Source organism: Synechococcus lacustris str. Tous, from assembly GCF_003011125.1.
GTDB classification, from domain to species: Bacteria; Cyanobacteriota; Cyanobacteriia; order PCC-6307; family Cyanobiaceae; genus Synechococcus_D; species Synechococcus_D lacustris.
This window is the reverse complement of record NZ_PXVC01000222.1, coordinates 1-1,030: the sequence shown is the minus strand read 5'-3', so window position 1 is coordinate 1,030 and position 1,030 is coordinate 1. Positions and strand designations below refer to the sequence as shown.

Below are 1,030 nucleotides of genomic sequence, written 5' to 3'. Positions count from 1 at the left end.
GTTGTTGCCTATTGAATAGCGACTGCTTGCTTTTGAGTATTTATTGCTTGTCTAAACTGCAGCTTCTTTTGTAATGACCGTTCTCGTCACCGGCGCCGCCGGCTTYATCGGCTATCACCTGAGCACCAGGTTGCTGGAGCGGGGCACTGCGGTGCTGGGGTTCGACAATATGAATCCTTACTACAACCCAGCCCTAAAGCGGGCACGAATCGCCCAGCTGCAGGCCACTGCAGCTCGCACCGATACCAGCTTCCAGCTGATCGAGGCCGATCTGGAAGATCGAGCTGCTGTAGAAGCGGCATTTGCAACCCACAAGCCCCAGCAGGTGGTGAAYYTGGCGGCCCAAGCGGGGGTGCGYTAYTCRATCGAAAAYCCAGCGGCATAYATCCAGGCAAATTTGGTGGGTTTTGGCCATGTGCTGGAGGGCTGCCGGCACCACGGCATCGARCATTTGGTGTATGCCAGCAGYAGCTCGGTGTATGGMGGYAAYACAAACCTGCCGTTTTCAGAACAGCAAGGGGTTGATCACCCGGTGAGCCTCTATGCGGCCAGCAAGAAAGCCAAYGARCTGATGGCTCACACTTACAGCCATTTGTATAAGTTACCGGCCACGGGCCTGCGCTTTTTCACGGTGTATGGCCCCTGGGGTAGGCCAGATATGGCCCTGTTTCTGTTTACCAAGGCGATCCTGGCGGGTGAACCTATTCAGGTTTTTAACAACGGCCAAATGGTGCGGGATTTCACCTATGTAGACGACATTGTTGAAAGCCTCCTACGGGTGCTAGATAAGCCAGCCACCCCAGATCCAGCCTTTAATCCCAGCCAGCCCAATCCAGCCAGCAGCTGGGCGCCCCACCGGGTGTTCAACATCGGCAATTCCAACCCCACACCCCTGCTGGATTACATCGGCGCGATCGAATCGGCCCTGGGGATCACGGCCACGAAGACCTTCCTGCCGATGCAACCTGGTGATGTGCCCGCTACTGCGGCTGACACCTCAGCCCTAGAAGCCTGGACGGGTTTCAAACCA

General features: G+C 56.4%; 1 protein-coding gene. It reads left to right on the top strand.

Features of this window, described 5'->3' with window-relative positions:
- Positions 1–73: 73 nt before the first annotated feature.
- On the top strand, positions 74–1,030 hold a 957-nt coding region (locus tag C7K08_RS14480; RefSeq protein WP_106501177.1), incomplete at its 3' end, for an NAD-dependent epimerase.